General features: G+C 55.8%; 18 protein-coding genes and 1 tRNA gene. 13 read left to right on the forward strand and 6 right to left on the reverse strand.

Annotation, left to right across the window (positions count from 1 at the left end):
* Window positions 1–232: 232 nt before the first annotated feature.
* Window positions 233–305 (reverse strand) — tRNA-Phe (locus HG15A2_RS13360).
* 412 nt (window positions 306–717) lie between these two features.
* Between HG15A2_RS13360 and HG15A2_RS13365 the strand changes: the two genes are divergently transcribed.
* From HG15A2_RS13365 to HG15A2_RS13400, 8 genes are all read left to right on the forward strand, one after another.
* A complete protein-coding gene (locus HG15A2_RS13365; RefSeq protein WP_145060708.1) occupies window positions 718–2,385 on the forward strand; it encodes a hypothetical protein in 1,668 nt (555 codons plus the stop codon).
* Window positions 2,386–2,485: 100 nt separating this feature from the next.
* Entirely contained in the window at window positions 2,486–3,361 is an 876-nt protein-coding gene (locus HG15A2_RS13370; protein ID WP_145060709.1) for a hypothetical protein, read from the forward strand.
* A gap of 157 nt (window positions 3,362–3,518) precedes the next feature.
* Window positions 3,519–4,151, forward strand: coding sequence for a MotA/TolQ/ExbB proton channel family protein (locus HG15A2_RS13375; RefSeq protein WP_145060710.1), 633 nt, complete (start codon window positions 3,519–3,521; stop codon window positions 4,149–4,151).
* A 67-nt stretch (window positions 4,152–4,218) separates the two neighbouring features.
* Window positions 4,219–4,704: an ExbD/TolR family protein gene (locus HG15A2_RS13380; protein ID WP_145060711.1), complete on the forward strand. Its 486-nt coding sequence runs from the start codon at window positions 4,219–4,221 to the stop codon at window positions 4,702–4,704.
* Complete coding sequence (locus HG15A2_RS13385; RefSeq protein ID WP_145060712.1) at window positions 4,705–5,199, forward strand: ExbD/TolR family protein; 495 nt, start codon at window positions 4,705–4,707, stop codon at window positions 5,197–5,199. It abuts the gene before it with no gap.
* Window positions 5,200–5,321: 122 nt separating this feature from the next.
* Entirely contained in the window at window positions 5,322–8,738 is a 3,417-nt protein-coding gene (locus HG15A2_RS13390) for an outer membrane protein assembly factor BamB family protein (protein WP_145060713.1), read from the forward strand.
* Window positions 8,739–8,789: 51 nt separating this feature from the next.
* On the forward strand, window positions 8,790–11,198 hold the full coding sequence (locus tag HG15A2_RS13395) for an ABC transporter substrate-binding protein (RefSeq protein ID WP_145060714.1): 2,409 nt from the start codon (window positions 8,790–8,792) through the stop codon (window positions 11,196–11,198).
* Window positions 11,199–11,290: 92 nt separating this feature from the next.
* Window positions 11,291–12,676 carry a hypothetical protein gene (locus HG15A2_RS13400; RefSeq protein WP_145060715.1) on the forward strand — a complete coding sequence of 462 codons (1,386 nt, stop codon included), beginning with the start codon at window positions 11,291–11,293 and terminating at the stop codon, window positions 12,674–12,676.
* A 28-nt stretch (window positions 12,677–12,704) separates the two neighbouring features.
* On the opposite strand, the gene HG15A2_RS13405 is transcribed toward HG15A2_RS13400, so the two are convergent.
* The 3 genes from HG15A2_RS13405 to HG15A2_RS13415 all read right to left on the reverse strand — a co-directional run bounded on the left by HG15A2_RS13405 (window position 12,705) and on the right by HG15A2_RS13415 (window position 16,396).
* Window positions 12,705–14,108 carry a serine/threonine-protein kinase gene (locus HG15A2_RS13405; RefSeq protein WP_145060716.1) on the reverse strand — a complete coding sequence of 468 codons (1,404 nt, stop codon included), beginning with the start codon at window positions 14,106–14,108 and terminating at the stop codon, window positions 12,705–12,707.
* 173 nt (window positions 14,109–14,281) lie between these two features.
* Complete coding sequence (locus HG15A2_RS13410) at window positions 14,282–15,526, reverse strand: FAD-dependent oxidoreductase (RefSeq protein ID WP_145060717.1); 1,245 nt, start codon at window positions 15,524–15,526, stop codon at window positions 14,282–14,284.
* A gap of 147 nt (window positions 15,527–15,673) precedes the next feature.
* The gene (locus tag HG15A2_RS13415) at window positions 15,674–16,396 is read right to left on the reverse strand and encodes an RluA family pseudouridine synthase (RefSeq protein WP_145060718.1); all 723 of its coding nucleotides are present in this window, start codon (window positions 16,394–16,396) and stop codon (window positions 15,674–15,676) included.
* A gap of 183 nt (window positions 16,397–16,579) precedes the next feature.
* On the opposite strand from HG15A2_RS13415, the gene HG15A2_RS13420 reads away from it, so the two are divergent.
* From HG15A2_RS13420 to HG15A2_RS13440, 5 genes are all read left to right on the forward strand, one after another.
* A complete protein-coding gene (locus HG15A2_RS13420) occupies window positions 16,580–17,191 on the forward strand; it encodes a Maf family protein (protein ID WP_145060719.1) in 612 nt (203 codons plus the stop codon).
* A gap of 89 nt (window positions 17,192–17,280) precedes the next feature.
* On the forward strand, window positions 17,281–18,297 hold the full coding sequence (locus HG15A2_RS13425) for a Gfo/Idh/MocA family protein (protein WP_145060720.1): 1,017 nt from the start codon (window positions 17,281–17,283) through the stop codon (window positions 18,295–18,297).
* A 395-nt stretch (window positions 18,298–18,692) separates the two neighbouring features.
* Window positions 18,693–20,750: a transketolase gene (gene tkt / locus HG15A2_RS13430; protein ID WP_145060721.1), complete on the forward strand. Its 2,058-nt coding sequence runs from the start codon at window positions 18,693–18,695 to the stop codon at window positions 20,748–20,750.
* 94 nt (window positions 20,751–20,844) lie between these two features.
* Window positions 20,845–21,516, forward strand: coding sequence for a PAQR family membrane homeostasis protein TrhA (gene trhA / locus HG15A2_RS13435; protein ID WP_145060722.1), 672 nt, complete (start codon window positions 20,845–20,847; stop codon window positions 21,514–21,516).
* 108 nt (window positions 21,517–21,624) lie between these two features.
* Window positions 21,625–23,385 (forward strand): hypothetical protein, encoded by a 1,761-nt coding sequence (locus HG15A2_RS13440; RefSeq protein WP_145060723.1) that lies wholly within the window; start codon window positions 21,625–21,627, stop codon window positions 23,383–23,385.
* Here the strand turns inward: HG15A2_RS13440 and HG15A2_RS13445 are convergent.
* Both HG15A2_RS13445 and HG15A2_RS13450 read right to left on the reverse strand, forming a co-directional pair.
* Window positions 23,378–24,613, reverse strand: coding sequence for an amidohydrolase family protein (locus HG15A2_RS13445; RefSeq protein ID WP_145060724.1), 1,236 nt, complete (start codon window positions 24,611–24,613; stop codon window positions 23,378–23,380). The genes HG15A2_RS13440 and HG15A2_RS13445 overlap by 8 nt on opposite strands.
* A 49-nt stretch (window positions 24,614–24,662) precedes the next feature.
* Window positions 24,663–26,963 carry an ABC transporter permease subunit/CPBP intramembrane protease gene (locus HG15A2_RS13450; RefSeq protein WP_145060725.1) on the reverse strand — a complete coding sequence of 767 codons (2,301 nt, stop codon included), beginning with the start codon at window positions 26,961–26,963 and terminating at the stop codon, window positions 24,663–24,665.
* Between the last annotated feature and the right edge of the window lie 23 nt (window positions 26,964–26,986).

The raw sequence follows: 26,986 nt of genomic DNA on the forward strand, positions 1-26,986 counted from the left end.
GCTGAATTGTACTTGCCAAGAGAGAAATCTTGGTCTTGGATCGTCCCACGGCTTGACCGCTGGCCCTATGACGCCGGTACTTAGGTATCCGTAAAGAACTGATACTTGACCTGTGCTAAGCTCCTTTCGACCACGAATCCGGTAGACTACCGAATAATTCGTGACTTACAGGCCGCACTGTCGAACGTCGACAGGTCACCTAACTCCAGGTATCGGCAATAGTTACATCAAGTGGACAGAGGCGGGCTCGAACCGCCGACACCGGCCTTTTCAGGGCCGTGCTCTACCAACTGAGCTATCTGTCCTCGTAGGGAGACCATGCTTCGGACATCCAAGTCGCAAGCCAGTCCTCGTCCCACAAAGTTAAGTCCGTATCCCTAGGGTGTCAATCGCTTCTCGGCCTCTTGAGTCACGAACCTCAGCCACTCCAGGGTTGCAACCAGTACGAGCTGAACAATGTTGCCCACGCCGACCCTACAGATTCACAAGTATCGAGGACGTGGCACTCTCGAACCGTCTCGTGCCGCTCCAGCTGGTTGACACTATGAAAAACGGCAAGGTACGATAGCTTTCTGCCTGCAGTAGGAAAGCTAGGTATAAGTAACCTAGGTAATGGTCCTTTGATTGAGACATTAAAAGTCTTTCTCAGGATCGCGTGGTTTACCTGTCTGCAGCTCACGGAACATCTCTATTATTCTCAACTTTAGCGTGCCACTGATGCCCGTTTCTCAATCGCTGCTCGGCTTCCGACTGCGTCTATGCAAGCTTTTGGCCGGCTTATTGCGGGTTTGCTCGCTAACGGCGGCAGCATGGCTGCTGAGTACAGGTGTCTCCAACGCGGTCACTCCCGAAAGTCCCGAGGTGCGCGAGCTCATCGAAAAGGGGCTCGGATATCTTGAAAGTCATTCCGACGACCGCCTAGGCGGCAAGTGCATCATTGCACTGGCTTTCCACAAGGGAGATCGCCCAGACACCCATTCCGCAATCGCGAGCGCCGTGTCGGCCTGTGAAGATGAAGTGGCTTCCCAGAAATCTGCCAACTACATCTATAGCAAAGCGCTGGCTGTGATCTTGCTCGCTGAACTAGATTACGCAAAGCACAGCGGACTCATCGGCAAGTACGTAGCCATGATGGCCGACCACCAGAAAGCGCACGGCGGCTTCAGCTACCAAGGGTTGAAGCGAGGTGACACTTCGCAAACACAATACGCCGCTCTGGCCTACTGGGAGATCCTTCGCAACGGCAAGCGTCCCACTGTGAGTTCAGTCGAACAGTGCGCCAATTGGTGCATGCGAACCCAAGACCCTTCCGGGGCTTGGGCTTATCAAGGGAACGATCCGGGAAGCTTTGATTTGCAAGAACAACGGAACGTGACACCATGCATGTTGGCGGCCGGGTTGAGCAGCGTGATGATTTGCGGCAACATGCTGGGCGATTTGAAACCGGGTGAAGCGGGTGCTGTCGAGTCGATCCAAGAGGAACTACCACCCGAATTGCGACCAGTGAAAGACCCGAATGAAAAGACCATTCCTACACTCCAAGGTAGTGGGGCGGTGGATCGCTCTCGCTTGCTGGCCTCCATGGCACTGGGACGCAAATGGATGGACAAGAATTTCTCCATCGACAACGGTGGCGGGAACAGCCTGTACTACCTCTATTCGTTAGAACGCTACAAGAGCTTTGACGAGTACCTCCTCGGTGACACTCCGCCCGAACCGGAATGGTACAACAAAGGGTACGAATTTCTCAAAGAGACACAAAACGAGGATGGCAGCTGGGAGTCGGAAGGGCACTCGAATCCTCCCTGCTCGACGGCCTTTGCAGTACTCTTTCTGCTCCGATCCACCCAACGCAGCTTGCACAAGATGGGGGAGGGAACGCTGATCGGTGGGCGCGGGCTGCCGACGGATCTCTCGAAAGCTTCTTTTAGCAAGTCAGGCAAACTGGTCGTCAAGCAAAAGCCCACTGCCGTGGACGATTTGCTTGGCATGCTCAACAATGACGAGGACGGCTCGGCCCTGGATGCATTGATTGATAACCCAGCAGCACTGGTCGTCACAGATATCAGCCCCAAGGAGTCACGCCGCCTGGAGCAGGTCATCCACAGTGGCCCGCCACCAGCTCGTCTGCTCGCAGTGCGGGCACTCTCACGGCTGCGTTCGCTCGACTACGCACCCACGCTGATCTATGCCCTCACGGACCCCGACCCGCGCATAGCGCGCGAGGCACGGACCGGTCTGCGCTCCGTGAGCCGAAAATTCGAGGGTTTTGGCATGCCAGATAATTTCACTGAAAAAGATGATCAGGCGAAGAAATTCGAGGCCATCGACAAATGGAAAAACTGGTACACCACAGTTCGCCCAGACGCTCCCCCGTTACCTTAGACAACGGAATTGACTTTCGAGCGTGAGCGAGTCATGCATGCTACACTGATTACATCTCGCCACAAATATCCCGCGACCATCGTCACCCGCATCGCAACCTATGGCCACAGCAACGACAACCAGCGATCGTGCCGAGTATCGCCTGCAGGTGAACTCCTACGATCGCACAGCAACGCTATTGATAGCGATGCTGGTCATGGTGGGGCTCACAGTTCTCGGGCTTGCCGTGGTCTTTTTTGCCAACAAATTTAGCACGCCGGTGCGTAAGCTCGAACCGGTGATGATGGAAGCCAGTAGCCCGAACGCGAACATGGGAATCTCCGACGAGCCCGAGCCCCCGGGCGTGCAAGATGCGCCCGAACTGGCAGAACCTCAGTTGCAGGACACGCTTGACGCACTCACGGCGACGATCTCCACCAACGCGGCCATTCTCAGCGATCAGGCAATTGATGCCGCTGATCAGGCAGGCAAGGGCGATGGGTTGGGCGACTCTCGGCAGCTGGGTACCGGCGGCGATGGCGTAGTGGAACGTGTCCCCCGCTGGGAACGTTGGAAGATACGTTTCGAGCCCGAGTCAGTAGGTGCTTTTACCGCTTGGCTCGATCAATACGGGATTCGCGTCGGCGTGCTCGGTCGCGATAACCAAGTGCATGTGGCTTACGACTTCAACAAAGGTCGCAAGGTCGAATCCGCACCGGTGAAAGAATACAACCCCTGGGGCCGCACCGTCCCAAGCGATGGCCCCATGCCTGCGCTCACAAAGCAATTGGCATCGAAAGCGGGCATCGCTAGCCGAGGTCGATACATTCTGCTGTTTTTTCCGTTTAGCGTAGAAGAACTACTATGGAATATTGAGAAGGAATATCGCGTTAGCAAAGGCCACGACGATGTGAACGATGTCCGAGAAACGGTATTCACTGTGCTTCCCAAAGGCGGCGGCTACGACTTTGAAGTGATCGATCAGAAGTATTTTTAGCCGGCTAGTTACCCATGTTCAGTTTTCAGTGTTCAGTCGCGTTGGTGCGCTGAGCTGTGGGGGCAGGACGCGAGGGAATAACATCGAGCATTTGATAGGCTCTTTAGAGCAATTTGTGAACTGAAAACTGAACTCTGCAAACTGAAAACTTGATTCAATGACACTACTCCTTCTGTACATCGGCTACTTTGTTTACATCGTGCTCTCAATTATCGCCCTGTGGGGCGGCTATTGCGTGATTATGGTCTGGCGACGTGTTTCGCAGACTCGCTTTGTGGACGAAGAGGATCAAGACGAATTCCTGGGCGAGCTAGAACAAACGCTGGCTACCAAGAACTACGACGCGGCAATCGAGCTCTGCGATGGCGACCGCAGAGCACTACCCCAATTGGCACTGTTTGCTGTCGAAAAACGCGACCTGGGATTCGCGAAGCTCCGCAGACGGGTGGCAGAGCGTTTCCAGCAAGATGTCATGGCAGATATCGAGCATCGCCTTAGCTGGGTAGGCACGGTCATTAAGAGCGCACCGATGATCGGGCTACTAGGTACCGTCATGGGCATGATGGGTGCCTTCGCCAAGCTCGGCGGCAGCGAGCAAGTCGATGCCACCGAAATGGCCAAGGACATTCAGTTTGCCCTCATCACCACGGCCTGTGGCTTGGCAATTGCCGTACCTTTGGTGCTGGCAACGGCAAGTATCAACGTGCGCATCCGCAAGATGGAAGATCTCGTCGGCATTGGGCTCGGGCGCTTGTTCGAATCGCTCAAGTCGATTCTGCCCGGCAGTTAGGCAACGTCAATCATTGTTTTTTGAGTCCCCATAGCAAGTGAAAAGCAGTAGCTAAGAAGAACGTCTTATGTCTACCTCTACCGCCGACTGGCAAGACGAACTCGACGAGGCACCCGACCTCCGTGGAGGCAGGGCACTAGAGGATCCAGATATGGACATCACGCCCATGATCGACGTGACGTTCCTGCTGCTGATTTTCTTTATCGTGTGTTCGAATATCGATTCGCAATCCCCAATCGAATTAGCCAAAGCACGCAACGGCGTGGGCGTGGGTGAACGCGAATCGATAGTAATCGAAGTGCTCGCCGGAGGAGTTGATTCGGCCCCTGTGATGCTTGAGGACGGCACGCAACTCTCAGAAGACCCCGACGAGATGAAGGAAGAGCTTCGCCTCGCCATCGAGAAGGTCCGAGAGACCGACCCCAGCAAGATTCATGCGATGATCAAAGCGGATGGTAATGTGTCCTGCCGCGATGTTAGGAATGTCGCTGCCGGGGCTTCTAAAGTCGAGGGGATGAACATCCATTTTGCCGTGAGAGAATCAGATAAATAGATGGCCATCGACAATTACTTAACGACTGACGAGCTCGACGCTGCCCGGCCTCAGGGGAGTGAAGAAGACGAGATGGATTTGACTCCCATGGTGGATGTCACCTTCCTGCTGCTCATCTTCTTTATGATTACAGCCGCCTTTGCCGTTCAGAAGGCAATCAGCGTTCCTCCGGTAGATGACGACGAGGCAGCCCCCACGGAAGTCGTGGAAGACCCTGAGGAAGACTCCATCGTGATTCGCGTCGACGAGGACAACGTGTTTTGGATTGGGGCACCCAAATGGGAGGACGAGCAACGTGCGCTCAGCCCTGCCGAAATGCGTGCCAAAGTCACCGAAGCTAAGGGCACCGGCAAGGACGGCCCAACAAAGCTCCTTGTGCAAGCCCATGGCGATGCAAGGCATGATAGTATGGTTGCCGCACTCGACTCGGGACCCACGATCGGCATCGATGAAATTGGGCTTATGTTCTACGAGGACGGAGACCTCGATTTATAGTTGCCAAACGTCCTATCCGCCACGCCGTTCACATCAACGGGCCTTTCCAGAACCTAACCGACATCACTACCTCGTCCTACTAGCTCGCACCGAAGCAGCGACGTGAAGTACAGCAGAACACCATGAAGACCCAAGACTTTCTCAATATTCTTGAAGACCGGCAATTGGTGCCGAAGACGATCGTCGATAAGCTTCGCGCGAAGTTGAATCAAGGCGACAGTCGGATTACCTCCAAGTCGGTATTGAAGTACTTAGTCAAAAAAGAGCTAATCACACGTCGACAAGCGAAAGATTTACTCACCACGACACTGACGGTCACAGACAAGGCGGAGTCCAGCATCCTGGGAATTGTTCCTTTGCCAGAACAACCCAGCGAGAAGCACCCACCCGAACCGAAACCGATGATCGCCGATGAGCCGGCAGAACCTGCGGCCAAAGCCCCAAAAACGAAGCCCGCAGCACCAGAGCCCGTGGTTGAGAGCGCCCCGCTGGACGATCCTCTTTCCGCCTTTTCCTCGGACGGTGAGTCGTCCGCTGGTGGGGGCATGCTCAACGACCCTCTCTTAGCAGAGTCCACTGGGCAAGATCCTCTACTGGACGATGCCGAAGGCCCTGCTAAAACCAAAGGAAAGAGGAAAGGTAAGCGAGGAAAAAAACGCGATCGCAAGCGCGGGAAACAGAACGAATGGGACTCGCCCTTACTGCTGCTCGGCGGTGGTGGACTGGTTGCGTTGCTACTGGCCGGGGGACTCATCTACTGGCTGCTCACACGCGAGAATGCAGACCACGTACTCAACGAAGCCACAACTGCTTTCGAGAGCCAGAACTACGGACAATCCATTGAGGCTTACGAGCGATTCGCGGAGGGCTTTCAAGGGCATCCCGAGTACGGCAATGCCATAGTTCGACTAGGGATGGCTAAGATTTGGAAGGCAACGCAGAATACGAAGAAGTTCGATAAAGCTCTGGAAGTTGCCCAGGCCGAGTTGGACGAGATTGAGGAGGAGGAAAGCTTCGCAGCGGATACGGAATCAAAACGGGAGCTCTCCTCACTGCTCACCGAGATCGCCGAGGGGCTTTCTGAGCAAGCAGAGAACGAAGAGGACTCAGCAACCATCGACCAGCGCATCAAGCAAACCGAGGAGGCTCTCGCGCTGACAGCCAATACGAAATACGTGCCCTCTTCCTATCGCCAAGACGATCGGCTCTCGATTGTCGAAGAGACACTCACTCGTGTGCGCAAGCAACAGACTCGCGATACAGAACTCGCCGAGGCATTCACACAAATCGATAATGCCGTGGCGGATGGCGACCCGGCCCAGGCATTTTCCACGTACAAGACGTTGCTTTCGAAGTACCCAGGACTACGTAGCAATGAACCGCTTTCTAAGAAAGTACTTGATATCGCCGCGGCTGAGCAAGCGCTAGTCCGTTTCGAAAAGAGCTCACAGGCAGCAACGAAGGAGCCACGCAAACAGGCCGTACTCGGTGAGGTTGCTTTAGCGCGTCGCACTGGCGGTGCGGCCCAGGGTGTATCAGGGCAAGCTATCTTCTCTTTGGATGGCGGTCTTTATGGGGTACGTGCTGCCGACGGCGACTTGCTGTGGCGACGTTCCATAGGCCAGACCATCGACAGCCAACCATTAATCGCTGGGGGGCAAGTCTATTGCTGGGAGCCCACTACCGGCGATTTGATCTGCCTGGAGACCCGCTCAGGCAAGTTGCTCTGGAGGCAGCCCCTCGCAGACCGACTAGCTACCCCCGTTCTCTCAGGCGATCAGTTGCTAGTTGCTGGGCACTCGGGCAAGCTTTACGTGCTCTCGGCGAAGAGTGGGGACCTTAAAGGCTATGTGCAATTTAGCCAGCCACTTAACACGCCACCGGCGCTGAATTCCCGCGGCGATCGCCTCTACCTCGCCGGTGAGCACTCAAACATCTACACGCTCTCTAATGATGATCTCTCCTGCCTCGGTGTGTATTACCTTGGGCACGCGGAGGACAGCGTACGTGTCTCGCCGCTGTCAGTCCTCAATAAGTTGCTTGTCGCTGAGAATACGGGCACAGAGACAAGCACGCTCCACGTACTCTCGCTGAACGATCAAGGAGCTGCTGCATCTGAAACGGCTTCTGAAAGACTCAAAGGCTTGGTCACGACTCCCTTACTCCTCGATGGTCGTCGCCTTGCGGCGGTCACTACCTTGGGCAAGGCAACGGTCTATGAGATCGGAGCGGGCGACGGAAAAGATGCAATTGTTGAATTGGCCGGTCGCGATGCAGATCGCGGTCCCCAAGTGGCGCGTCACGGGCTAATGGTTGATCGCCATTTGTGGATAGCTGGTAGTGAATTACTGAAGCTAGCAGTCCAACCAACAGGTAATAGTTTGCCGGTCCGCAGTATCGACCGCGACTACCAAGGCGAAATTTTCGACGCTCCGCTGCAAAGCATCGAAGGATTAGTGCTTCACGCCCGCCGAGAGCCCGGCCAGGCGGGAGTCAAAGTATCCGCAATGAATGCGGAAGAGGGGAAGAGCCTCTGGGAAACCACCGTCGCTACGCCGAATGCTGGTCCCGCGATTGCTACGGGAGATACACTCAGCGTAATTTCCGCCTCAGGCGACAAGTATGAACTGACCCAAGAAGACTTTCGGCGCGGCGTTGCCACAACGTCGGCCCATCCCGCAAGTTTGCCAAAGCAGCCACTGACGTTCAATCTGTTGGCAGAAGGCGGGACCTTGTTTGGTGGGAGTGTTGGCTCGAAGCAGCTCTTGCTCGCTGGTGCAGAAAACAAGCCAAAGTTACTCACATTGGCCGCCCCGCTAGCGAGTAAGCCAATTGCTTGGCAAAAAGGGGTGATCGCACCCACGCAAGTTGGCCAAGTGTTTCTCTTGAATGCCTCTGACGGGCGTGAGCTCGCGACAGCATTTCAACCCGAGTTGAGCCCCGGCAAGGACTACCAGTGGCTGGCACCGGCAGCCACTGGCGGCGATACCTCTCTCGTGGCATTGAGTGATGGAGTCGAGAAAATTTACGCTTTGAAATTGGAGAGCAACCCCCAACCCCATCTTGCCGCGGTCGCTGCCGCCGACATTGGCCCCTCCCCCCTGGTAACTCAACTGGCGACGGTGGGTGAGCGTGTGTTTGCAGGAACGAAGGCGGGGAAACTCGTTTCGTTCCTACTCCCGAATCTAGAGCCCGGCGGCGAGGTTGATCTCGGAGGTCAGATTATTTGGGGGCCTTATCCTGCTGGCCATGGCATGCTCGTGATGCTCGATACGAAAGAGATTGTATTCGTCCGAGATGATCAAGCCTCATGGCGGCAACCGTTCACTGATGACACACCAGCAGGTGGGCCCTTAGTTTCCGAGGAGGGCATCACCCTCGCACGGCGTGATGGGCACCTCGTCACGCTAAGCCTCGCCGATGGCACGGAGGTATCCGCCGTCGAAACAGGTCGCGCCATTGCCGCGGGCCCCACTGCATTCGGCTCCCGAGTGGTTGTCACTTCAGCCGACGGAGCAGTGATGATCGTCGATCAATAATCGAGCCCCACCGCACGCAAGCTGCCAATCACCAATAACCAACTTCCAAACATGCCTCACGCTGCTGTCCCCACCCACCACGCTCATCGTCAGTTGCTAGCCGCACTATCGGTTGCCCTGTGCGCGATTGCCGGGCTGACAGCTAGTACTGCGGGGGCGGCTGATGAGGTCGTCGAGCGATTGATCGATCGCCCGGCGTTCGATCTTATAACGCTAAGTTCAGGCAATACAAAGCTCGAGACCGTGCTATTGGATTTTCCTAATCGCACGGTGCCCAATCCGCTTCCCAAGAGCGGCACGCTCAAACTCTATCAGTTGAGCCAGCCATCTAAGGAATACATCCTCGACTGGAAGTCGATCGCTAAGGTCGAGCTTTACGAACAGCTCGTACTTACCAAAGCTATCCGATTGACATCGCAAAAAGAGTTCGTAGAGGCATTCGAGCATTTCGCGTTCCTGCATAAAAACTACGCCGACCTGCCAGGCCTAGAGCAGGCCTCCCAAAACTACCTTATCCAAGATGCTGCGGCAGCCTACGAGCGTGGGGCCTCCGACGAGGCGCTCACCATCTTGGCGGCTCTCTATGAACGCAATCCTCAGCACAAGGGGCTGCAGCGTGCGGCCCCACTAGTCAGCAACAAGCTCATCGAAGATCACTTGAGTTCAGACAACTACTCGGCGGCGAGAACCGCGCTTGCCTCTGTTCGCAAGACGTTCCCTAAACTCCAGCTAAAGAATCTCGACGGCTGGCAACAGAAATTCGAGCAGGCGGCCAGGACCAAGCTCGCCGTGGGAGAGGCAGCATTTCAAGCCAAGGATTTTGCCAAGGCACGCGCTGCTGTCCAGGCCGCCTACGATATTCTGCCGGGCATGAAAGAGTCCGCCGACTTGTTAGAGAAAATCCAGCAGGCCGCCCCGGAAGTTCGCGTGGGTGTCTCCAACTGGGGGGCGACCACCGAATTTGGCCGCGGTTTGACATTTGCTGAACAGCGCGTCGACAGTCTGGTGAGGCCGGAACTCGTGCAGATGATTGGCTTCGGAGCCGAAGGGGGCGACTACAGTTGTCCCTGGGGAGAACTCAAGACCAACGATGCAGGGCTTGTCACTACGCTTAAGCTCTCGCCGAAGGCCCGCGATTACAGCGTCACAGCCGACGCGCTTGCTCGGACAGTCTTGGCCATGAGCAACCCCGAGCGGGCATCCTACTCAGCGGTCGTAGCAGAGCTGCTCGAAGGCGTTTCGCTCATCGACGGCTCAATCATAAGAATCGCCTGGAAACGCCCGCACATTCGCCCTCAGGCACTCCTGCAGACTTCCACAGGGCACCTCGGACAACAAGCTGAGGAGTCTCCTTGGTTCCGCATGAGCCCTTTAGATAGCTCGAAAGAGAGCTCCAGTGTGCGGTACGAGCGTGATTCCCCAGTTGATGACGGGCCTCAGAATATCGTCGAAATGCTCTATCCCAGTGACGAGGCCGCATTAAACGCTTTGGTGCGGGGTGAAGTTGACGCGCTGGATCGCGTTCCCGTTTGGCAACTCGATCGCTTAGAACGCACCACCGGCGTGCGAGTCGGCACCTATCGTATGCCGACCGTGCACGTACTGGCGATCAATTTCGATAATCCCCTCCTGGCAACGCGTGAATTCCGCAGAGCTCTATGTTATGCCATCGATCGCGAGACGATCGTGAGTGAGATCCTACTTGGTGGGAGACGTCAAGCAGGGTTTCTCACACTCAGCGGACCATTTCCCGCCGGCTCTTCCTTGAACGACCCGGTTTCCTACGCTTACAAAAAAGAACTTCAGCCCAGACCCTACGAGCCACGACTTGCTTCGGTCCTCTCGGCTGTAGCCAGAGCAAACCTAGCCAAGCTCGCAGAGGCCAAAAGAAAGGCTGAAAGTGCGTCGGCCGAGAAGAAGCAAGACACTGAAAAAGAAGCCTCTGAAAGTGAGGAGGGCGACGAAAAACCCAAGCCGCCACCGAAGCCGCTGATCTTGGCTTACCAAAACGACCCGATTGCCCAGCTGGCATGTCAGACACTCAAGTTGCAACTCGATGGCGTGGGAATTCCTATCCAACTCAAGGAGCTGCCCCCTTTGTACTCGCGAAGTGAGCTGGAATCGATCGGATACGATCTCCTCTACACCGAGTTGGCCATGCAAGAACCGGTCGTTGATGCTCGACGGCTTCTTGGTCCTGAAGGCCTCGCGGGGCATTCGACGGCCTACATGAATCTGGCTCTCGATAAACTTGACCAAGCGAGCAATTGGAGCGAAGCGAGTGCCCAGCTGAAAGAAATCCACGAAATTGCCCACTACGATTTACCGGTGATACCACTTTGGCAAACGGTTAATAACTTTGCGTATCGTGACGTGCTCGAAGGGGTTGGTACGAAGCCGGTTGAGCTCTATCAGAATGTCAACAATTGGCAAAAGCGAATCGGCGGGGCGAGTCTGTAATGCGCACGAGCTCTTCCCAACAACCGAATCAATTAGCTCAACAGCGAAACCGCGGCGCTGCGATTCCACGCTGCCTCCTTCCTGCGATTGCTATGGTGATCGCCCTATTCAGCTCAAGGCCGCTTCAAGCAGCTGAGGATAAGTTTTGGGCACTCTCTGCTTATAAGATTCACGTCACCCTTTCGGTAGATGCCAGCGCTCGACCTGAAACGAACCTTACGAGGGAGGTCCAATCAACGATTGAAAGACGCGTCCAGGCAACGCTCACTCCGCTGTGGAAGCTCACCATCGAACCTGCCAGTCTGTCCCAGCGGGAACTTTTTAAAAGACAGCTTCCCAACTTTACTTGGGAAGATTTGTCGGATGAGCTCAAGGCTTTCGACAAGTTACAAACCCTCAGCATCGTAGCCACTAACGACGGTTATCTCCTGCGTTGTCGGGAATACGATGTCTACGCACGCCGCTGGGGCATGCCCGTCGAGCGCCGGGTCTATCAGCGAAGCATGCTGGCAGAAGAGGCATTCCAGCTCCTCACCGAGGCGTTCTCTCCACTCGCGACCATCGAGCCTGTGGACGATGACGACACGCGCGTCGAGCTTGTGTTTCGCGGTAGCCGGCTTCCGCGCCGTTCAGGGGACATCAATGCGGTGCCCCTAATAGCAAAAGACCAAGTCTTTTTACCCGTACTGCGTCGCACCAATCGGGCTGGCGAGTTGCTTGCCAATGGCATTGTGCCCATCCCATGGACCTATCTTGTTACCGACGCACCGGAAGGCGAAAGCTGCTCTGCGACGGTCTTCACAGGTGCCCGTCGCCCGTTCGGATCGCGGCGGAGGGGTTCAGTTCAGAAATTGGCGATCGGCCTTCGCCAGCCGGATGCCAGCACCGACGTACGCTTCTATGCACGTCACTCCAAAGAACAGCCTCTCCCAGGTTATGAGGTGTTCCTGCGCGACGCTGTGAAGGAAACGTCGCACCCATTGGGCGTTACCGACGCACACGGCACAGTGACAGTGCCGCCGGGCGAAAAACCAGTGTCGATGCTTTTCCTGCGCAGCGATGGCCAGCTTCTAGCGAAAATTCCAGTCGCACCGGGCGTCACGCCTCTGCTGGAAGCACCCATTGCGGACGACCCCGTGCGATTACGTGCGACAGCCGAGATCACTGAAATCCGAGAACAACTCATCGATCTGGTCGCTCGTCGGGCGATCTACATGGCAAGGATTCGCGCCCGAATCAAGGAAGACCGCATCAAGGATGCCGAAGACATCATGGCCCAGTTGAACGACTTACCTAGCCGCGCATTCTTCGACCGTGCCATCAAAGCCGCGCAGCGAGGTAGCTCGTCTGAGGATGCCCAAATCCAGCAACGCATAGACAAGCTCTTTTCTGATACGCAAACGCTGCTGGTAAAATTTCTCGATTCGCGCCCCCTCACTGAACTGCAAAGCGAACTCACCGCAGCGAAGCGGGGCTAGCTAAGGCTTTCCACTCTCAAACCTTCTCTCAAAAGCTATTCCATATCGCCGTGATGATCGCCGCCAGGGCTGCGATCACTGCGAGGGCGATCAAAGCTGCCAAGCTGCGGCCTAGCCCGAAGAACTCTTCGGAAGGGAAAGACTCCGCTGGTGCTGAAGAGGATGCCCCATCGGTTACCACGATCACGGGCAGATCTGGACGCGCCTGATCCAGCCTGGAATCGCTCGCAACCAATGCCGCAGCGAATGGTTCTGCGTCGGTTTTCAAGCCGGCCGCGCCATGCGTGATTTCGCTCGATTCCACGGGAGTCGTTTCATGAAGCGAACTATCGTCTTCATCGCAGGCGCTTGCGGTTAGTACATACTCGCCAAGATCGTCCCATGTGGACTCATCGATCTGCGAGATCCAAGGTTGCAGTCTTTCGATGACATCCGCGGCACTACCGATTCGCTGCTTTGGGTTTTTTCGCATCATGTCGGCGATCAGGTCGATGATCGCCGGTTCGACCTCCGTTGCGAGTCGTTGGGGGGTAAGCGGCAATTCTTCTAACTGTCGGCGAAGTTTTTCTTTCGTGGTCCCCCCCGGAAAAGGCACCTTGCCGGTCACTGCATAGTAAAAGGTGCAACCCAGGGCATAGATATCGCTGGAAGGGGAAATCTTATCGGGACTGGTGATCGCCTCGGGCGCAAGAAAATCGGGAGTGCCCACGATGCTCCGATTCGGTAGATGTGGGTCGCCAGCCATATCTTTAGAAAAGACCGCTAACCCAAGGTCGGCCAGCTTCGTCTTGCCATCAGGCGTCACGAGCACATTGCCTGGTTTCACATCGCGATGCACAAGGCCATTTTTGTGAGCGTACTCGAGCGCAGTAGCGGCCTGAGAAATCACAAGCGCCGCTTGTAGAGTCGTCAGCGGGCCATGGTTGTGGATCAATCTTCTCAGATCCGACCCCGGCACGTACTCCGTAATTAAGTAGTAGATATCTCCGTCTCGATCAGCGAACGCCAGGCGCACGAGGTTGGGATGATCGAGTTGTGCTTGAGCGCGTATTTCGCGTCGGAAACTTGCGACTGACTCCGGTGCCATGTGCGTTTTGGGCAACACCTTCACCGCCTCGATGCGCCCCAGTAGTTCGTGTTCGCACTTGAACACGTACCCCATGCCGCCCTTGCCGATGGTATCGAGCACGCGGTAGGGTCCGAGCGTGAACTTGGTTCGCCCCTCCTGTAGCTGGACTGCTTGCCAGCGATTCAGGATCTCTTGCTCGACAAGACAATCCGCGAGAACTTGATCGGACGTTTCTTCGAGCGAGCGATCGGCGTCTGCAGCCAGCGTGGCTATCGCGTGCCAAGCAGCATCGATCTGGTCCTGCGTCAGCAAGCCGCTAGCGAGTCCCGCTTGTTCAAAAATGGAGTGGGGCTTGTCCGACAAATCATCCGTCCCGTTGCGCGGCACTGTTGCAGTCAATCCAGTGAAGTCAGTCCAATGAAGTTGCGTTAGTGTACTTTAACAATTGCAGAGTTACCATTCGGATGTTTTCATGTGCTCAAGGCTATTGCTGCTCGTGACCTGTCAAGCAAAGTCGCGGGATGCTGCTGTTGCACTTATTTCGACTTGTATTGGGCTTCCGTTTCGATGTGCTCGGGCTGAAATCCGATCCCGATCATTTTGCCCGCGACTCTTCGCAAGATTGGCGCGAACAGCCAGACTAGTATACGCAGTGACCAAGAGAGGGAAATCGGCTGGCCGGGCGAACGTTTCCCGCCAAACAACTGGGAATGCACGATCGACTGCAAACGTTGCGTTCTCCGGGCAGCCGGTTCGCGTCGTTTCTGGACGGCAGCCAGATCGGATTCAGTCAACGCACCTAACTTCAGCGGCGCGACCAGTCGATTTGCTGTCGCCACAGCATCTTGAATCGCCAAGTTGATCCCTACACCACCGACCGGCGACATTGCGTGCGCGGCGTCGCCTATAAAGAGCAGCCCCGGCTCGTGCCATTGTGTTAGCCGATTAATTTGCACAGTCAACAGTTTCACGTCGTCCCAGTCGGCAAGTCCGTGCGACGCTTTCTCCAGGGGTGGGCAGATGCGACCGACCATCGAAGCGAAGTGTCGAATTCCCTTCGATCTTATCTCATCGATCGCTCCTTTCCGAATGATGCGGGCTACTTGATAGTGGTCGCGCCGAGGGATAGTCACCAGCATCCTCCCGTCATTGAGCCACCCCAAGGTGTGACCATCGTCGCCAGCCGGCCGGTCAAGACGAAACCAGAGGACATCGATCGGGATGCCTTGCTCCACGACCTGATGGTTAGTCGCCGTTCGGAGAGTCGAGCTTCTACCATCCGCAGCGACAACGAGGTCCGCGCGAATTTCGTATTCTTGATCGCCCGCCATGCATTTCACGCCTACAACTCGACCGTTCTCACGCACAACATCAATTGCCTTGGTGTTCATTCGTAAGTCGAAGCCGGGGAAGTCTTTCGCTCGCTCGCTCAACAGATTCAGAAAGTCCCACTGCGGCGTAAAGGCAATGAACTTGCATTTCGTCTTGAGGTGGGAAAGCGTTGGTCCCATGAACTCATCGCCCTCCAAGTTAACGCGTAGCGCTTCAGCACGAAAATCGGCCAACGGCAGAAAATCGTCGAGAAGTTCCAACTCGTCCAGCAACTCCAGCGTGGAGGGATGTATCGTGTCTCCGCGAAAGTCGCGTAGGAAGTCGCCATGCTTTTCCAGGACGACCACGTTTACACCGGAGCGGGCCAGTAGATAGCCGAGAAAAATCCCCGCCGGTCCGCCACCGGCAATACAGCAGGTGGTCGTGTTGCCGTTGGGAGAAGTCGTCATTGCGATCCTAAATCACCGAGCCTGATTCGTGGCCACCGGGTGCCGCTGCCCAGCAAGAGAGCCACGGCACCCAGTGTTAGTTTACTTCAACCACCGCAGCGTTACCATTCGGCTGATCGCTACGGATGTTCTCTGCTGCTCAAGGTTCTACTCAAATCCTGCCAAACAGCACCGTGTACGAGAGTCGCTTCTCCAGTACTTCGGAAGGTTCGCCTTGATCTCAAGCGGCTCGCGGCGCACGGGGTGTTCCAGTTGTAGCTCTGAAGCATGCAAGGCGATCCCCTCGGGGAAACTCGACTCGCTACCGTACTTCTTATCGCCCAGAATGGGATGACCGATCTTTGCCAGCTGCACCCTAATCTGGTGCTTGCGACCCGTACCCAACGCGACCTTTAGTAGCGAGGTTGGCAATGGCGAGGATTGCGAATTGCTACTTAGGCATTCGTACGATAGCTGGGCAATCTTCGCATCCGGTGCATCCGCATGGGTTGTGTGCATGCGTTGATTGCGTTCATCCTTGCGCACGTAATGCTCCAAAGTTCCCTGGGCAGCGTCAGGCACACCTTCCACGGCAGCTAGGTAGGTCTTCTCGACGCTACGAGTTCGGAATGCCTCACTCAACCGACTTGCGGCTTTTGAAGTGCGCGCGAAGAGGACGATGCCGCTCACCGGCGCATCAAGCCGGCTGACAACTCCTAGGTAGACATTGCCTGGCTTGTTGTACTTGAGTGCCAAGTACTGCTTCGCCACCGTTAGCAAGCTTGTTTCGCCAGCCGGGACGCCCATCGTCGCCAGACCTGCCGGCTTGTTCAGCACGAGAAGATGGTTGTCCTCGAATAGCACCTCCGGCGATTTACTGTGATTTGGCATCGGACGAAGCGTTAGTTCTCAATGCCAAAAAGCATAGGAAAAGGAATAAAGTAGGCCAACCGTCGGGGCTCAAGTTAGCAGGCAGCGAGTTGTCGAAGCCGGCAATCTGAGTTAGTCTCGACATTCAACATAGCCGCTGTCGGTGCGGCGAGACAGTCGCAACCCTTTCCGTGTCACTAGTTCATGAGCGCAGTTCCCCTGATTCTCGCAAGTTCCTCGCCACAGCGACAGCGCCTGCTCCGAGAGGCGGGCCACGACTTCCAGATCGTCCCGCCCAACGAAGGAGCAGAGTGCGGCATTTGCTCACAGTGTGGCCCTGCCGAACTGGTCACGGATTTGGCACTTCGTAAGGCTGAGGACGTGTCGCAGCAGCTCGCATCGGGAGACACCAAAATACCCGCCGGCTGCCTACTCATTGCGTGTGATACCGTGGCCGAGTGCGGCGGGCTGATTCTGGGAAAACCAGCGAGCGAAGACCACGCGGGAGAAATGCTCCATCGACTGAGCGGAACGGTCCACCGGGTATACAGTGGCTTGGCTGTCGCTCGTTGTGACGCTTCTGGGGAATTATCTGAAGTGGATATGCAAATCGCAATTTCAGAATTAGAAATGGATACGCTGGCTGACACACAGATCGACCACTACCTCGCGAGCGGACTCTGGGAAGGCAAGGCAGGAGCTATCGGTTATCAAGATCGCGTCGGCTGGCTCCACCTGATCGAAGGCAGTGAATCCAACGTGGTCGGCCTGCCGATGGAGTTACTAGCTAGAATGATTGCTAGCAAGGAAAAATGACGGACGGGCTGCTAGCGGCTATAATTCTATCTCTAGATTCGTCTAGCTCTACTTGCCCTTAAGTTACTCTCAACGACTGTGCTCTCCCAATGAAACTTCGCGTCGGCGTCATCGGAATTGGAGCGGCTTGGCAATCGCGGCATCTGCCGGCGCTCCGTGCGTTGGGCGATCGCTATCAAGTTGTCGCGGTTTGCGATCCGGTACAACATCGCGCAGCTACGGTTGCACGGGAAGTGAATGCCAACGTGTGCGATGGCTTTCGCGCGTTGACGCAACGCAGCGATATCGATGCCGTGCTCTTGTTGTCAGCTAAATGGTTTGGTTCCCTGCCAATCAATGCCGCCTGCGACGCGGGCAAGGCAGTTTATTGCAGCGCCGCACTCGAACTCGAGGACGCCCAAGCTGCCCAATTGCGAGATCGACTACAACAGGCCGGTGTCGCTTTTATGGCGGAATTTCCTTGCCGCCTTTCCCCTGCTACGCTTCGGCTGAAGGAACTGATCGCCACACGACTTGGCAAACCGAGATTGCTCTTCTGCAATCGCCGCCGAATCACCTCACCAACCGGTGTAGGTAAATCTCGCTGCAAGAGTGATCTCGTAGAGTTGATCGATTGGTGTCGCTATCTTGTAGAAGATGAACCAACCTCGCTGACTTCGACACGTTTCGCACCGCCACAACAAACGCTTCACAACGCTCAGAACGATCTTCCCGGGGCGGAATACTTCTCGGTATGCCTCGACTTTTCGCCCGCTGATCAACCGGGAGCGGGGCCTTTGGCGACCATCAGTTGCGGGGACTATATTCCTCGCACTTGGAGCGAGTCGCTCGCCTATCGTCGGCCGGCCGACTTAAAAATTGTCTGTGAGCGTGGTATCGCATTCATCGATCTCCCCAACACGCTTTCCTGGTTTGACGATGCCGGGCATCACCTCGAGTCCCTCGAACACGAGCGACCCGTCGGAGAGCAACTCCTGATGCACTTTCATCGTGCTGTCGAGAGTCTCATTCTTAAGAGTTCCAGCCTCGACGACGCTCATCGGGCTATCTGCTTGGCAAATCGCGCCCTCGAGCACGCAAACAACGGGCAACGTGTGCTCTGCTGAGTCCCCCAGATGCCGCTAGCCCCGAGCCACTATCTGCTAGAATCTACTGGAATGAGCTACTTGAATTGAGGTGTTTAATCTAGCTAAAAGCTCAACAGAGGTTGATTGGGCCATAGATTTGCAGCACATCTTCACAGCCCACAATTCTTGGCTTCTTTTAGGGCTTCAGAGTGAATTGTTTAGTTCTTTGTGTGCTTTGTGCTCTTGGTGGCTCATCATAAGAATTATGCCCCCCCAGTGCCATCCGCCGTTTGACACTGGGGGAAACTAACCCCTATATTAACGGCGAAACTCGCCCCTCGTGGAGGTCCATCATGTGCCCTCATCTCGAGCACAGTACCCGATATTCTCGTCCTAACAATTCACCATCGTAACTACGAATAAAGCCCCCGCCTATGTCGACTGTCGCTAGCGATACAACCGAACTCACCATCAACGCAATTCGCACCCTGTCCATGGATGGCGTGCAAGCCGCCAACAGTGGTCACCCAGGCACACCAATGGCCTTGGCTCCGGTTGCCTACCAGCTATGGTCCTCGGTGCTCCGCTACGATCCACAGGCACCTCATTGGGCCAATCGCGACCGCTACATCCTCTCGTGCGGTCATGCCTCGATGTTGCTGTATTCGCTACTTCACCTAGCAGAGGTGAAACAAGTGGACGACTCAGGCAAGGTGACACCCAAGCCTTCCGTGTCGCTGGACGCTTTGAAGGATTTCCGCCAGTGGGGTAGTGTCACACCAGGGCATCCCGAATTCCGCCACACCACGGGCGTTGAAACCACCACAGGACCGCTCGGCCAAGGGTGCGGCAACAGTGTCGGCATGGCCATTGCCAGCAAGTGGATGGGGGCTCGCTACAACCGGCCCGGTTATGAACTTTTCGATTACAACGTCTACGCCCAGTGCAGCGATGGAGATCTCATGGAAGGCGTTGCTTGCGAGGCGGCTTCGCTGGCTGGCCATTTGAAGCTTTCCAACTTGTGCTGGATTTACGACGACAACAACATCACCATTGAGGGAGATACCGACCTCGCGTTTAGCGAGGATGTCGGCACGCGATTTAAAGGTCTGGGTTGGAACGTCGAAACGGTTGACGATGCTAACGACCTGGACGCACTCGGCAAAGCTTATGACCAGTTCGCCAAGTGCAACGATGCTCCGACGTTGATCATCGTAAAGAGCATTATCGCTTGGGGCTCGCCCAACATGGCCGACACTTCTGGCGCCCACGGCTCGCCACTGGGCGACGAAGAGATTCGTCTTACTAAAGAGGCCTACAACTGGCCCGCAGATAAGAAGTTCTACGTACCTGACGAAGCCTATGAGAGTTTCCGCAGCACACTCGGCGAGCGAGGCAAGCAATCGCGCGAGGACTGGGAGGAGTTGTTCTCGAAGTACTCAGGTGAATTCCCGGAACTTGCTGCGGAAGTCAAATCGATCAACAAGGGCGAGCTGCCCGAGGGCTGGGATGCCGATCTACCCGAATTCCCCGCCGACGCAAAAGGCATGGCCTCACGTGCTTCTGGCGGCAAAGTGCTCAACGCATTCGCCAACAATATCCCCTGGATGCTCGGCGGCTCGGCTGACTTGGCTCCTTCGACCAAAACGCTGATCGACGCCCCCGAAGCTGGCGACTTTCAAGCGGAGAACTACGGTGGTCGCAATTTCCACTTTGGAATCCGCGAACATGGCATGGCTGCGGCGGTGAACGGCATGACCCTGTGCGGCCTGCGAGCCTACGGAGCTACCTTCTTCGTATTTAGCGATTACTTGCGTCCCTCCATGCGTCTGAGCGCCATCATGGGCGTGCCTGCCGTGCAAGTCTTTACACACGATTCCATCGGCGTTGGGGAAGATGGCCCGACTCACCAGCCCGTCGAGCAAATGGCGGCCGCCCGGGCGATTCCTGGTCTTGTTGTGATTCGACCTGGCGATGCGAACGAGGTGGTCTACGCTTGGCATGCGGCCCTTAGCCAGAAGAGTCGGCCATCGGCGCTGGTCCTGACCAGGCAAAACTTGCCGACGCTTGATCGCACCAAGTACGCTCCGGCTTCAGGTGCTAAGCAAGGCGGGTACATCCTTGCCGACGCTGATGGCGGCAAGCCGGACGTCATCCTCATGGCAACGGGCAGCGAGTTGTCGCTCGCGGTCGAAGCCTACGAAGCACTGACCGCCGATGGAGTGAAAGCCCGTGTTGTGAGCATGCCTTCGTTCGAGTTATTTGAAGATCAACCGGAAGAATACCGCGAGCAAGTCTTGCCCAGTTCAGTAACCGCACGTGTCGGTGTCGAAGCAGGAGTCCGCCAGGGTTGGGATCGGTACTTGGGTAACCAGGGGGGATTCGTGGGCATGGACAGCTTCGGAGCTTCTGCACCGGCTGAACTCGTGTTTAAGGAAATGGGAATCACCACGGATCACGTTGTCGCCGAAGCAAAGCGAGTGATGGGCTAACTGAAATTTAGGCTCTGCGATTCGAATAATTCGCAACACATGACTCGTCAGCAAGATCGGGCGGCAAACACTTTTGTTGGCGACTTTAGTTCCCATGCCTGGTTTCTCAGAACCATTCAGTAGCCTTTCGCACCTTGCGGGAGCTGTCCTGTTCGCGGCGCTGGCCGTGCCTCTCTGGAAACGGGCAAACGGGAACTTGCTGTATCGCAGAAGTCTCATGGTGTTTTCGCTGGGCAGTGTTTTTCTGCTCTCGATAAGCGGAGTCTATCATCTGCTCACCCCCGGCACCGCTGGCAGGGCGGTCCTACAGCGATTGGACCACGCAGCCATTTTCGTGCTGATTGCCAGCTCCTTTACGCCAATGCATGTGATCCTCTTTCGCGGCAGGGCTCGCTGGGGCGTATTGGCATTGATATGGGGGCTGGCCCTCACGGCGATCGTCGTTAAGACCGTCTACTTTAGTCAGTTGCCGCAGGTGCTGGGGCTAGCCATGTACCTCGGGCTTGGCTGGGTAGGGCTGGGCACTGGAATCGCGCTGTGGCGAAAGCGTGGCTTTCAATTCGTGATGCCTATACTCTGGGGCGGGCTTGCCTATTCGATTGGTGCCGTGCTGGAGTTTACGAATTGGCCCGTGCTTGTCCCTGGCGTAGTACAGTGGCACGAGGTGTTTCACATCGCCGTCTTGATTGGGCTCGCTTTCCACTGGTCCTTCATTTACTCGATTGCTGATGGCAAGCAGTCCCCGCTCGCAGACGAATTGTTCTAAAGGTAACATAAACTCATTCTTGCCCCGAGTCGCTCAGTTGTTGATAATGCAGCACTACGCAGTTTCCTGAACCACAATCTCCCCATAGCCATTCTCTGGCATCTCAATATGATCGCTCGAAAAACTCAAGCTGCATTGCTAGTCAGTGTTCTCGTTCAACTCGCTTGTGCATCCGCTCGGGCAGAAAACGTCATCGAACACTTGCCCCCCAATGCGTTGGGATTGCTAGTGGCTCAAGATTTGGAACAGGTAGACGCGAAGGTCCAGCAGTTCTGTCAGATGTTTTCCATCGAAGGGGTTCCCTCACCCTTAATTTTCTTAAACTTCGCCACCGGCTTGAAGGAAGGGCTGGATGGCAATGGCGACGTGATGCTTGCACTGCTCCCTAGTGAAGATTTGACATCAGATCCAATTCCCTTGCTCCTTTTGCCAGTGACAGACTACGCAAAATTCGTGGCCCCGATTGAGGGAGACGCCAGCGGAGAGATTTGCCGAATCACAATCGCCGGCGAAGAAGTCTTAGTCGCACGTCTGGGAAAGTTCGCATTGCTGATGAACCTTGAGCATCGCGAGAACATGCAACAGGTACTCGCCGACGAGCCCGGGCCGGTCGCTGCATTGAAACCCTTAGCAAGCTGGATCGACGGGACTGACCTGCTAGCCATCATCATGCCCGAAGGCGTCAAACAACTAACCGCGCTCGGTCGTCAGGCCATGGCGGCGGAGATTGAACAGCTTCAAGCTGGTGCCGATAATGACGAACTCGATGAGTTTACGAAGCCGGCTGCGCAAATCATGGATATGTACGACGGCATTCTTAAAGCCTGCGGCAGTGAAGTGGAGTTGGCTGGGTTGGGCGTCTCATTCGATAAGGAAAAGGGAATGCGCGTCACCCAACGAGTTCTGCTCTCCGAGCAGAGCGAACTGGCCCGTCTGCCAGCAGTCGCTGCGCCTGAGAGGTCGCCACTAGCTGACTACCAGGACCAGTCGATAGTCGCCGGAGGAGGAGGTCCGTTGCCGGCTGAGTGGGCTAGTCAGGCGAGCGCGTTCGTCTATCAATTCATGAAAGAGAACCCAGGAATTTATGGCCTTGAGGGCCTCGACGAGCAACAGTGGAAAAAGGCCCAAGAAAGTTGGCAGGGCACGATCGACGGCCTGCGGAGCGTATCTTGGGTGGTGCTGCCTGGCACTGACGACGAACCAGTCTACAGCAACTTCTACAGTGTCATGAAGGTGGAGAACTCCCAGGAGTACTTAGAAACTTACAAGCAAGCCGTGGAGAGCTGGAACGAAGTGATGGCCCAGTCCACGAGCGACATGCAGTTCCACTACGATTTGGAAGAGACCACCGTTGGCGACGCTCAAGGGCTGCTCTTGTCGATGGACCTGCTGAAAATGATGGGCCCCCAAGAGCATGCTATGGTGCAACAAATGATGAAGGCGATGTTCGGCGGAGACGGAAAGATGCGGGTCTACCTCCTGAAGATCGATGAAGATCGCATTCTCGCTGGCGTGGCGTCTGAAGTGGCAATGGCCAAGGTACTGAAGTTCATTGAAGGCAAGGAAAGCCGACTCACTCAGAACTCGCATATCCAAACAACACTCGGCCAGCTCGACCAGGAGGCCCAATGGATGGGCGTCGTAAGGCCGCAAGGCGTCATGCAATGGTTCGAACGCATGATGAATATCGCCATGCAACAATTTGGCGGTGGCATGGGCATGCCCCAATTTGCCGAATATCCCGACGCGCCACCTGCCGGTTTTTCTCTGAAGCTAGAGGAGGCGCTAATCTCAGGTGATGTCGTTTGGCCCACCGAGGGGCTCAACGAATTAGCCAAGTTCATCAAAGCCATGGAAGATGCTAACTAACGGCCAGCTCGCCGTGTAGCCACACACGCGCTGGCCGCGACTCGCTGTGCAGCAACTCTTCAACGGGCTCTGACGGGGCTGCACAGGGCAGGGCAACCAAATCGGCATACTTGCCCGGCGTGATGCTGCCAGCGCGGTCCTGCCAGCCCAGGGCCATCGCAGCTTCTAAGGTACCCATTGCGAGCAACCGGCTCACGGCAACGCTTGGATAGTTTTGAGCCATAGCGCGTAACTCGGCAAGGATCGAGAGATCGGGATTCGAGGCTCGGCTATCCGTGCCTGCCACCACACGCACCCCTGCGGCGAGCATTTCTTCCAGCGGATACTTTGTGTGATTAAAATAACGGTGCGTTCGCGGACAGAACACCACGGACATGGTGCCTCGATGCTCTGAGAGATAATCAAGCTCAGAGGCATTCAAATAGTTTCCGTGAACAACGAGCGAATGCCCTGCTGCCGACAATCGCTTCAGAAAGTCCAATGGCGTTGCATTGGCAGGAATTGCACCCGCGTCCCACATGCTTTTCTCCTCAAGCAGTTCGCGAAAGGGGCCGTTTCCTTCTCGCAGCAGTTGCAATTCCTCCTGCGACTCAGCCAAATGCATTGCGATCGGTAGCTTCTCTTGGGCCGCAAGAGAAACAAGTTTCTCAACCAGAGCTAGACTGACCGTATAGGGTGCATGGGGGCTGATGCCATAGGCCATTCCTGGATCTTCGGACCTTTCTCCGTGAGTTGCGCAAACTTCTAAGCGATTTGTGATGTCGTTGAAAACTGAATTGGTACGTGCCGTGGAAAACCCAATGGCTTCTTGAAGCAGTATTAAGTTGGGGCAGGGTGCCACACCGTAGTAATACTGAGAGGGCGATGTCGCGATGTCTGCAATCGTTGTGACACCGTGCGTGAGTGACTCCGCAAGGCCAGCAATGATGGCAGCGCTGGCGTCGCGAGTGGAGCGTTGGCGGTCCGCAATAACGCTGCGGATCCAAGCGGGCAGACCCTGATCGGCGGGACCTAGAGGCGTCTGGTGGTCGCTGAATTCTAGATGCGTGTGGGTGTTCACAAACCCGGGAAGTAGCGCGACATCGCCTAGGTCTTCGACGGGACCATCATGCGAGCTCGCCTTTCCTACAGTCAGAATCAAACCGTCCGCGATGGTCACGACGCCGTCTTCAATCGGTGGCTGATCGACCGGCAACACCCAACGGGCACGCAATGAGAAGGGCGTCATGGGCCTAGCATCGTGTGGCTAACGGGGGGAGATACGGGCAGGGCAGCGTTTATACGCTCACGAGTGGCGTATTCCCGCGATCGCGAGCTTCTTGTAGTTTCTCTTCTTTCGTTCGATCGTAGGAGGCCTTTTGCAGACTCAAGATTAGCAACGTAGCGGCAATGCCGCACAACAGCAGTACAGCCGGCTGATATAATGCCGGATCTTTTCCACCGAGTAACTGATAGGCGAACGAGTTCGGGTTAGCCTCCGCATATTCTGCGGCGCGATACACACCGACTTGGAGTCCGTTGTGAAAAGCGTGAAACAACGTGCAAGGTAGCAGGCTACCGGTTTGCACAGCGAGATAGCCGATGAGCAAACCCAAAGAGGCAGCACTAAGCTTTTGCTGCATAACCGGATGCACCGCGCCAAAAGCAACCGCGGTAATGCAAATCGCCCACCACTTGTGACCCAGGTGCCGCAATCCCGACAGGATAAATCCACGGAAGGCAATCTCTTCACAAACCGCTGGCAGGACGGCAATCAGTAGCAGCGTTGCCCACCAGTAGGGAGAACCAAACAGCACTTCTTGGAATTGCTGCAACGAGCCCTGCATCTCGGGAGAGATGGGATAGACCTCTTGGATTGCAGAACTGAGACGCACCGAAAGTGGATGCACTAAGAGGGCAAGTACTCCGGCGACTCCCAAATGCTTCCACTGAGGCCAGCGGTCTAGTAGTAGTGACTTGGCGGGCTTGCTGGTGAGGAAGATCGTCATGAGAGCAGCCGGTGCGAGTACACAGCCCAGCTGCATGACGAGCGTCGAAATAACGATGAAGCTGTAGCTTGTTTCTTCCGCACTCCGCGCCGTGAAGGCGACCGACACAAAGAACTGAACAATCATAATCAACGCGATGCACAACACTCCTTGTGGCAAGGTAGGCGTCGGACAACGATCGCGGACCAGACTCTTCAGCCAGCGGCCCAATTCCAGGCGTTCGCTTTCACGAAACAGGACAGATTCGCTAGCAAACTGTTCTTCAGCCCAACGAATCGCTAGCAGGCAACACATGGAAGTGACACCCAGCACTGGCACAACGAACGGCAATGCTTGTAGATACTGCCCCTCGATGGCGCTTCGCAGCAATAAAATCAAACCGGTAAGCGGCACGAGGCTGGTGCCGAGATCGAGTTCCACCCCAGGTGACATCGGTAGCAACATCAGCGGCATCGTCACGAGCATCAACGGCATCAAGTAATATTGGCCCTCTTTGGTGCTGCGAGCGAACGCCGCACATGCGAGGCACAGCGCGCCAAACAGGGCGGAGATGGGTACGAGGGAAAGTACCAGCAGCGCCATGGCACTAGCCGAAGGCATGGTCAGCGAGCCGAGCGAACCAAACGCAGGATTGGCCGCCAATTGAGAAGTCACAAATTTGCTGGTCAGCCCAAGCGTCGCCAAGTTCAAAAGCGCGGTAGCCGAGCTAAAGAGCATTACCGTAAGCAGCTTGCCCCACACGATCTCTCGTCGCATGGCAGGGCTAGTGAGCAGCGTTTCCAGCGTGCCGCGTTCCTTCTCACCCGCACACAGATCAACCGCCGGGTAAAACGCGCCTGTAAGTGCCCAAATGATTAGCACGAAGGGCAATATTTTTGAAAGGACAACAACCTGTTTTTGCTCGACAGGTGCAGTATCTACGGGCTGAAAGTCAAAGGGCTGAGTCGCCTGGATGGGCACATGGCTGTCAGTCAAGTTGTGTGCCGTGATCTTCTGCCGCCAGAGCCGCAGGACACGTTCGAGACGTATCTGAGCGGACTGAGACTTCTCGTTGGCCGCGTTGTAAGTGGGCGAAAGTTCTAAAGCATTCGTCTGCCCCGCGGGCTGGCGATCGATGACGGTCTCCCGAACTTGCAGCAGACCCTTTCCAAAGCCTGCGGGGAACTCCAGCACCGCCTGTACATGACCTGCTTTGAGTAACCGTGACGCATGCTGCTCTGGAGTCTCTCCTTCGATTTTCAACAAGGGGATATCTGCAGGATCCTCGGGGTCGAGTGACTCCGCTCGTACGACTTGTAGGCTATCTCGCTGGGTCTTTCCCGGGATCAATTCTGGTGAGAAGAAATCACCCTCTAGAAGCGGCGGCAGCCATTCGGCGTCCTGCAACTCGGGCGACTCCAACTCTTGAGCATTCACGATCAGTATTTTTGCCGTATTGCTTTGCATGAACTGCATCATTTGCATGAAACTCATACCCAGCAGTGGGTAGAGCAACAGCGGCAGAATAGCGATCAGAAACAATGTTCGACGATCGCGCAGCTGGTCCCGCATCTCGCGGAGGAAGATTAGTTTAACGTTTTTCCATTGCATGGCGGATGATCGTTTGAGCAGCT

Origin of the sequence: Adhaeretor mobilis (assembly GCF_007741515.1) — a bacterium.
In the GTDB taxonomy this organism is placed as follows: domain Bacteria; phylum Planctomycetota; class Planctomycetia; order Pirellulales; family Lacipirellulaceae; genus Adhaeretor; species Adhaeretor mobilis.

Excerpts from the sequence above, each read along its gene's own strand:
- HG15A2_RS13365 (WP_145060708.1), top strand. The coding sequence starts at position 718 with ATGCCCGTTTCTCAATCGCTGCTCGGCTTCCGACTGCGTCTATGCAAG.
- HG15A2_RS13370 (WP_145060709.1), top strand. The coding sequence starts at position 2,486 with ATGGCCACAGCAACGACAACCAGCGATCGTGCCGAGTATCGCCTGCAG.
- HG15A2_RS13375 (WP_145060710.1), top strand. The coding sequence starts at position 3,519 with ATGACACTACTCCTTCTGTACATCGGCTACTTTGTTTACATCGTGCTC.
- HG15A2_RS13380 (WP_145060711.1), top strand. The coding sequence starts at position 4,219 with ATGTCTACCTCTACCGCCGACTGGCAAGACGAACTCGACGAGGCACCC.
- HG15A2_RS13385 (WP_145060712.1), top strand. The coding sequence starts at position 4,705 with ATGGCCATCGACAATTACTTAACGACTGACGAGCTCGACGCTGCCCGG.
- HG15A2_RS13390 (WP_145060713.1), top strand. The coding sequence starts at position 5,322 with ATGAAGACCCAAGACTTTCTCAATATTCTTGAAGACCGGCAATTGGTG.
- HG15A2_RS13395 (WP_145060714.1), top strand. The coding sequence starts at position 8,790 with ATGCCTCACGCTGCTGTCCCCACCCACCACGCTCATCGTCAGTTGCTA.
- HG15A2_RS13400 (WP_145060715.1), top strand. The coding sequence starts at position 11,291 with ATGGTGATCGCCCTATTCAGCTCAAGGCCGCTTCAAGCAGCTGAGGAT.
- HG15A2_RS13410 (WP_145060717.1), bottom strand. The coding sequence starts at position 15,526 with ATGACGACTTCTCCCAACGGCAACACGACCACCTGCTGTATTGCCGGT.
- HG15A2_RS13415 (WP_145060718.1), bottom strand. The coding sequence starts at position 16,396 with ATGCCAAATCACAGTAAATCGCCGGAGGTGCTATTCGAGGACAACCAT.
- HG15A2_RS13420 (WP_145060719.1), top strand. The coding sequence starts at position 16,580 with ATGAGCGCAGTTCCCCTGATTCTCGCAAGTTCCTCGCCACAGCGACAG.
- HG15A2_RS13425 (WP_145060720.1), top strand. The coding sequence starts at position 17,281 with ATGAAACTTCGCGTCGGCGTCATCGGAATTGGAGCGGCTTGGCAATCG.
- tkt (WP_145060721.1), top strand. The coding sequence starts at position 18,693 with ATGTCGACTGTCGCTAGCGATACAACCGAACTCACCATCAACGCAATT.
- trhA (WP_145060722.1), top strand. The coding sequence starts at position 20,845 with ATGCCTGGTTTCTCAGAACCATTCAGTAGCCTTTCGCACCTTGCGGGA.
- HG15A2_RS13440 (WP_145060723.1), top strand. The coding sequence starts at position 21,625 with ATGATCGCTCGAAAAACTCAAGCTGCATTGCTAGTCAGTGTTCTCGTT.
- HG15A2_RS13445 (WP_145060724.1), bottom strand. The coding sequence starts at position 24,613 with ATGACGCCCTTCTCATTGCGTGCCCGTTGGGTGTTGCCGGTCGATCAG.
- HG15A2_RS13450 (WP_145060725.1), bottom strand. The coding sequence starts at position 26,963 with ATGCAATGGAAAAACGTTAAACTAATCTTCCTCCGCGAGATGCGGGAC.